The sequence below is a fragment of the Streptomyces sp. NPDC017529 genome (genome assembly GCF_044329785.1).
Taxonomy (GTDB): Bacteria; Actinomycetota; Actinomycetes; order Streptomycetales; family Streptomycetaceae; genus Streptomyces.
On the sequence record NZ_JBIRJY010000010.1, the window covers coordinates 198,420 to 204,895 of the forward strand.

Here is a 6,476-nt window from a genome sequence, read left to right on the forward strand (position 1 = left end):
GTGAGGAGCACCTATGGACGCCTGCACACTCGGCGACCTGATCGACGCCGTCGGCAGCCCAGCCCTGCGGCTTCACACCGCGCCCGCCGGCCCCGCCACCCCGGTCACCGAGGTGCTGCTGTACGACGCGCACGCCCCGCTGCCCGACGCGCCCGGAGCCCTGTTGCTCGCGGTCGGCGTGCGGGCGGCCGCGGCCGGGCCGTTGGTGCGGGCCGCGGCGGAGGCGGGGATGGCCGGGGTCGTGGTGCGAGGCGGGGACGGGCCGGTCGGCGAGGCCGAGGCGCACGGCATGGCGCTGCTGGCCGTCGGCGAGGACACCGCCTGGCACCATGTGCACCTGATGCTGGCCTCGGCGATCGGCGCCGGTTGCGCCCACGACGCCGGGTTGGGGGACCTGTTCGCGCTGGCCGACGCCATCGCGGCGGCGGCCGGCGGGGCGACGTCCGTGGAGGACCCGCGCCAGCGGATCCTGGCCTACTCCACTGTGCCAGGCCAGCCGGTCGACGAGGACCGCCGCCAAGGCATCCTCGGCCTGCAGGTCCCGGGCAGCGTGGACAACTCGGAGCAGGTCAGGTTGGTGGTCGCCGCAGACGGACCGGTGCGGCTGCCCCCGCTCACCGGGGGCGGCCTGCCGCGGCTCGCGGTCGCGGTGCGGGCCGGCGGTGAGACTCTCGGCTCGGTCTGGGTGGTCGACGGCGGCACGCTCGCTCCGGACGCCGAGGAGACCGTGGCCCAGGGCGCTTCCACGGCGGCGCTGCTCCTGCTGCGCGCCCGCGCGGCCAGGGAACTGGCCCGCCACCAGAACACCGACCTGGTGCGACGCCTGCTGGACGGTTCGGCGGACGCCTTGGCGGCAGCACACCGCCTGGGATGGGACGCGGTCCGGGTGGCCGCGTTCGTACTGGACTCCGCGGCGAGTGTGCCGGACGCCGAGCGGACCTCGCTCAGGCTGCTGGACGTCGTGCGCCTGCAGTGCGAGGTGCGCTACGGGCGGCACGCGTGCGTACTCCTGGACGGGGTGGTGTACGCGTTGCTGCCCGCGCCCGGCGGACACGGCGGGCGCGGGCAGGGGGAACGGAGGGCGCCCCACCAGCGGCACCGGCAGCTGGCGGAGGACATCGTGCGCCGGGCCGAGCGGTCGCTACGCGTGCCGGTACGGGCGGCACTCGGCGCAGTGGCGCCCGACCTCGGCGGTGTGGCGGACTCACGGGCGGACGCGGACGCGGTCCTGCGCCTGCTGCACGACGCGCTGCCGGTGGCCACGGTCGACGAGCTGCGTCCCCGGGTGACGCTGCTGCGGCTGGCCGAAGTGATGCGGGACCGGCGGGAGTTGCGGGAGGGCGCCTGGCGCCGGGTCGTGGCCGCGGACGCCGAGCACGGCACCGACTATGCCCGTACCCTGGTGTCCTGGTTCGACGCGGGCTGCGACGTGGCAGGCGCGGCGAAGCTGCTCTCCGTCCATCCCAACACCTGCCGCTACCGCCTGAAGCAGGTCGGCCTGCAACTCGGCATCGACCTCGGCGACCCCGACGAACGGCTGGTGCTGTGGCTCCAGTTGAAGGCTTCGGCGAACTTCGGCGAGATCACCGGAGATCGCGGATGAGGTCGCCGATGATGGAGTCCACCTTGTCCGAGTCGAATGTTTCCGAGCCGATCAGCAGGGTCACGGCCCGCCGGCCGTCATCGGTGACGGCGTTCCTGAACTTGTGGCCGCTCTCCATGTGGCCGCTGTGGCCCCAAGTGACGAAACCCGGGGCGCGCTCGTAGCGCTCGACTCCCAGGCCGTAGCGCTCGCCGGGGAAGCTGTCCGGAACGGTCCGCTTCATCTCGGCGAGCTGGGCCGGGCCCAGCAGTTTCCCGGTCATCAGCGCGGTCCAGAAAGCGGTCGCGTCGGCGCCGGTGGAGATCAGCGCCCCCGACGCGTCGGCGCCGGAAGTGTTCCATTCCGTCCGGTCCGCCAATGTGCCGTCCCGGTCCACGTAGCCCCGCATGTCCGGCTTGGGCAGTGTGGTCCGGTCGCCGGGCCAGTAGGTGTCGCGCAGTCCGAGGCGCTTGATGATCCGCTCCTCGATCTCGGTGCCGATGCCGCGGCCGGTGACCTTCGTGACGATCAGGCCGGCAAGGTTGTAGTTGGTGTTGGAGTAGGAGAAGCCGTCGGGAGTCCTGTCATCGGGCGGAGGCAGCGCCAGCGCCTGCTTGACCGTCTGCAAGGGCTCCATGTGCTCCCACCGGTGCGCGTCCAAGTCCTCCCAGTAGGGCGCGCTCAGGTAATCGGGCAGGCCGCTGGTGTGCTGCAGAAGCTGCCTGACGGTGATTTCGCGCCCGTCGTAAGGCCCGGTGCGTACGAGTCCGGGCAGGTAGTCGTCCACGGTGCCATCGAGCTCGATCCTGCCTTCGCCGACGAGCTGGAGCACGACCGTGGCCGTCCAGGTCTTGGTATTGCTGGCGATACGACTGTGCTCGTTGCCGACGGCCTGACGGCCCGTCCTGAGGTCGGCGAGCCCGACACCGCCGTTCCGGACACCGCAGCGCGGGCTCTTCACCGTGACGCTGATTCCTGAGGCGCCGACTTCTTTCAGTGCCTTCAGCGCTGTCCGGACGGGGCCGGTGTCGCACTGTGGCGACGCGGCCGCCGCGGTGGGCGCTGTCAGCAGAGAGGCTGTGAAGGCCAAGGCCACGGCACCACTCGTCCGGTATCGCATATTTGCTGGAATGTGCATGCGGACAGCCTTGCTCCTGGCCTGGCCTTGTGCATGCGACGGTGGTCCAGAGATGCCGCGCCTGCTTTGTGCTTCTGGCTAAAGGGGCGAGGCGGGAGGCGGGGTGTCGAGGAGCGTTACTCCGTACTGCGTGAGGATGTCGGTGTGTTCGGCGTCGCTCCGCGCGTCGGCGGGGCCGATCGAGTGGAAGTAGCCTTCGATGGCTCCGGGGTTGTTGATGACGAGGACTTCCGCGGTCGGCGTGATGGCCTGGAACGTGTGGGGGACCGATCGGGGCCCGTAGACGTAGGCGCCCGGCTCGGCGTCGCGTACGTAGCACTCGTCGAGAGAGGCCGCCCCGATCCAGAACCGGACGCGGCCGGCCAGGACCACCCAGCTCTCGTCCTCCCTGCTGTGGCTGTGCAGGGGCGGCGCGTCCGCGCGGCCCACGGTGAGACGCATGACGGTGACCGCTCCGTTCGTCTCGGCATCTGACACGACCTGCTCGATCGCGCTCCTGTAATAGCGGAACTCCGGTCCGTCGCCCGGATTTCGTACGAGGGCGATGCTCATGTGAGGTCCTCCTCCCGACGCGCTACCCGGCCAGGTGGCCGGTGGGCACTTGGTTGAGGATTCAAGTATGGCCGGTGCCGGAGGCCCGCACCACACGCTGAGACAACTTGGCCGGATCGGTGCCGTGGCGGCTCCGCGGGCCGCCCCGCCTGACCTGGCCCTTGGGAAGACCCGGCGTTCGCACTTCCGCCGAATGTCGCTTCCGATCAAGAACCTGTCGGCCGCGCCCGTCGTCTCCCAGACGTGAGAGCAGTCAGGAAGGCACCGGTCGGGGCGCAGGCCTGACCCCAACGAACGAGATCGTGAGAAAGCCTCTAGCAATGGTGAGTCGGAGGACGGTTCCGGTGCAGCTCGTGGCCAGACATGCAGAACGGTGTGAGTTCGATCGATTAGTGACGTCCGCAGCCGCCGGGCGCGGCGGGGCCCTGGTGGTGGCAGGGGAGGCGGGAATCGGCAAGTCGGCGCTCGTCGACGCCGTGGTGGGGGCGCTGGACGGGTTCGAGGTGCTGCGGGCCGCCGGTACGGAGTTCGAGCGCGACCTCCTCTACGCGACGCTGCACCAGCTGTGCGCCCCGGTCCTCGGACACCGGCGGAAACTTCCCGTGGTGCAGCAAAGGACGCTGGAGGCGGTGTTCGGCCTCGGCGCGCAGGCCATACCCGACCCGTTGACGGTCGGCCTCGCCGTCCTGGGGCTGCTGCACGAGGCGGCGCAGGACGGGCCGGTCTGCTGCGTGGTGGACGACGCCCAGTGGGTCGACGACGCTTCGCGGCGCGCCCTGGTGTTCGTGGCCCGGAGGGTGGCCTCCGAGCGGATCGCGATCGTGTTCGCCGCGCGCGACGTCGGCCCGCCCTCCGGACTCGCCGAGCTTCCGCGCGTGCCGCTCGCGGGCCTGGGGGACGAGGACGCCAGGGCCCTGCTGGGAGTGGCGACACATGTCGGGCTGGATGCCGAGGTCATCGACCGGATTTTGGCCGAGGCGCACGGAAACCCGCTGGCGCTGCTGGAGTTCGCCCATCACGCGGAACCGTTCGGGGTCCCCGGCCCGCCGCGCTTCCGTGCCAGCGTGGTGGACGCGTTGGAGGAGCAGTTCGTCCGCCGTTTCGAGCGGTTGCCGGACGCGACGCGGACGCTGGTGGTGCTCGCCGCGGCGGAGCCGGTCGGCGATCTCGACCTGCTGCGCCGTGCGGCGCGGCTCCTCGGGCTGGACGCCGCGGGGCTCACACTCGCGGAGAACGCCGGACTCCTGACCCTGGGGCCGCTGTTGCGCTTCCGGCACCCGCTGGTGCGCTCCGCGGTCTACGCGTCGGCCACCCCCGAGAAGCGCCGGAGCGTGCACGGTGTCCTCGCGGAGGCGACCGACCCGGGGACCGACCCCGACCGCCGGGCATGGCACCGGGCCCACGCGGTCATGGACGCCGACGAGGAGATCGCCGCGCAGCTGGAACGGTCCGCCGACCGGGCGCGGTCGCGCGGCGGGTTCGCCGCGGCCGCCGCGTTCATGGAGCGGGCGGGGCAGCTGACTCCCGCTCGTGCCCGCCAGGCCGGGCGGCTGCTCGTCGCGGCCCAGCTGCGGCTGCAGGCCGGGGCGCCCGACGCGGCCCGCGCCCTGGTCACCCGGGCGGAGCGGCGCCCGATGGACGACGAAGGCCGTGCCACGGCGCGCCTGCTGCGGGCGCGGATCGACTACCAGCTCTCCCACGGCCCGGAAGCCACCGCCAGGCTCGTCGACGCCGTCGCGGAGCTGGCCCCGGACCGGGCGAGGGAGACGTACCTGGAGGCGTTCGCGTCGTTCATGTACAACGACAACCACCCGGGCCTCCTCAAGGAGATCGGCGCCCGGATCCGCAAGCGGGCGCCGCAGCGGGAGCACGCCCGGCCGGTCGATCTGCTGCTCGACGCTCTGCTGGACCAGTCCATGCTGCCCGCCGAGCAGGCGGTGCCCGCGATGCGCGACGCGGTGACGGCGTACCGTTCGGCTGCCCGCTCGTCGGTCCCGTGGCGGATGAACCTGCTCTGCCAGGTCGCCATCGACCTGCGGGACGACGAGGCGATGGAGGAGATCGCGGACTGCCAGGTGGACTTGGCGCGCGGCCAGGGCTCCCTCGCCTCGCTGCCGCAGGCTCTGCGCTACCAGGCGGTCGCCAGGGTGTCCGCCGGCCGGTTCGACGAGGCGGCCGTCAGCCTCGGCGAGGCGCGGTCCGTCGACGAGGCAGCGGGCACGGTGCCCCTTTTGGGGCCCGAACTCGTCCTCACCGGTTTCCGCGGTGACGAGGAACGGTTCGCCGAGCTGCGGGAGCTGGTGGGCCGTGACGGGCGGCCGTTCGAAGCCGCCGGCGAACACTACGCCAGGGCGGTACTGCACAACGGGCTCGGCAACTACGAAGCGGCCCTGGAGGCCGCGCTGACGGCCCAGCGCCGGCACCAGGCCGGTTCCTACTCGATCTGGGCCGTCTACACCGAACTCGTCGAAGCCGCCGCGCGCGCCGGGCGCGGCGAGGACGCGGCCGTGGCCATGAAACACCTGGAGGCGCTGGCCCGCGCGTACCCCGTGCCGTGGGCCGTCGCCGAGTGGTTGCAGGCACAGGCACTCCTCGAACGGGGCGAGGACTGCGACGCGCTGTACCGGCAGGTCATCGACCACTTCGCCCGGACGCGGGTACGGGTGCTCCACGCCCGCGCCCGGCTGACGTACGGGGAGTGGCTGCGCCGTGAGAACCGGCGGGCCGAGGCCCGTGACGAGCTGCGGGCGGCGCACGATGCGCTGTCGCGCATCGGTGCCCGCGCCTTCGCCGAGCGCGCGGCCCGGGAACTGCGCGCCACCGGCGAACAGCCGCGCCGGCACGGCGAGGACCCGTTGGGCCGGCTCACCGCGCAGGAGCGGCTCATCGCCGGGAAGGTGGCTGCCGGCGCGACGTCCAAGGAAGTGGGCGTGATGTTGTTCCTCAGTCCCCGCACCGTCGACACGCACCTGCGCAACGTGTACCGCAAACTGGGCATCTCCTCGCGCCGCCAGCTCCGCGAGATGCCGCTGTGACCACCCGGCGCCGCGGTACGTGCACACGCCTGCCGCGGCGCCGGGCCCGGGGGGGGGCCCCCCCCCCCGGGGGGGGGGGGGCGGGGCCCCCCCCCGGGCCGGGCCCCCCCCGGCCGGCCCGACACAACGCTAAACGCGCTTGGCACCCGCGTGGGGGCGGGGGGTCGAC

General features: G+C 72.7%; 4 protein-coding genes. 2 read left to right on the forward strand and 2 right to left on the reverse strand.

Going from position 1 to position 6,476, the window contains the following annotated elements; all coding sequences use genetic code 11:
• Positions 1–13: 13 nt before the first annotated feature.
• Entirely contained in the window at positions 14–1,603 is a 1,590-nt protein-coding gene (locus ACH4K4_RS25195) for a PucR family transcriptional regulator (protein ID WP_398170229.1), read from the forward strand.
• Here the strand turns inward: ACH4K4_RS25195 and ACH4K4_RS25200 are convergent.
• Positions 1,584–2,588: a serine hydrolase domain-containing protein gene (locus ACH4K4_RS25200; protein WP_398170335.1), complete on the reverse strand. Its 1,005-nt coding sequence runs from the start codon at positions 2,586–2,588 to the stop codon at positions 1,584–1,586. The two genes, ACH4K4_RS25195 and ACH4K4_RS25200, sit on opposite strands and share 20 nt — an antisense overlap.
• Before the next feature lie 210 nt (positions 2,589–2,798).
• Complete coding sequence (locus ACH4K4_RS25205; protein WP_398170231.1) at positions 2,799–3,272, reverse strand: cupin domain-containing protein; 474 nt, start codon at positions 3,270–3,272, stop codon at positions 2,799–2,801.
• Positions 3,273–3,592: 320 nt separating this feature from the next.
• Between ACH4K4_RS25205 and ACH4K4_RS25210 the strand changes: the two genes are divergently transcribed.
• Positions 3,593–6,307 (forward strand): AAA family ATPase, encoded by a 2,715-nt coding sequence (locus ACH4K4_RS25210; protein WP_398170233.1) that lies wholly within the window; start codon positions 3,593–3,595, stop codon positions 6,305–6,307.
• Positions 6,308–6,476 lie beyond the last annotated feature (169 nt).

What these genes read in the sequence shown, in the direction of transcription:
- ACH4K4_RS25195 (WP_398170229.1), top strand. Translation starts at nt 14, where the DNA reads ATGGACGCCTGCACACTCGGCGACCTGATCGACGCCGTCGGCAGCCCA.
- ACH4K4_RS25205 (WP_398170231.1), bottom strand. Translation starts at nt 3,272, where the DNA reads ATGAGCATCGCCCTCGTACGAAATCCGGGCGACGGACCGGAGTTCCGC.
- ACH4K4_RS25210 (WP_398170233.1), top strand. Translation starts at nt 3,593, where the DNA reads ATGGTGAGTCGGAGGACGGTTCCGGTGCAGCTCGTGGCCAGACATGCA.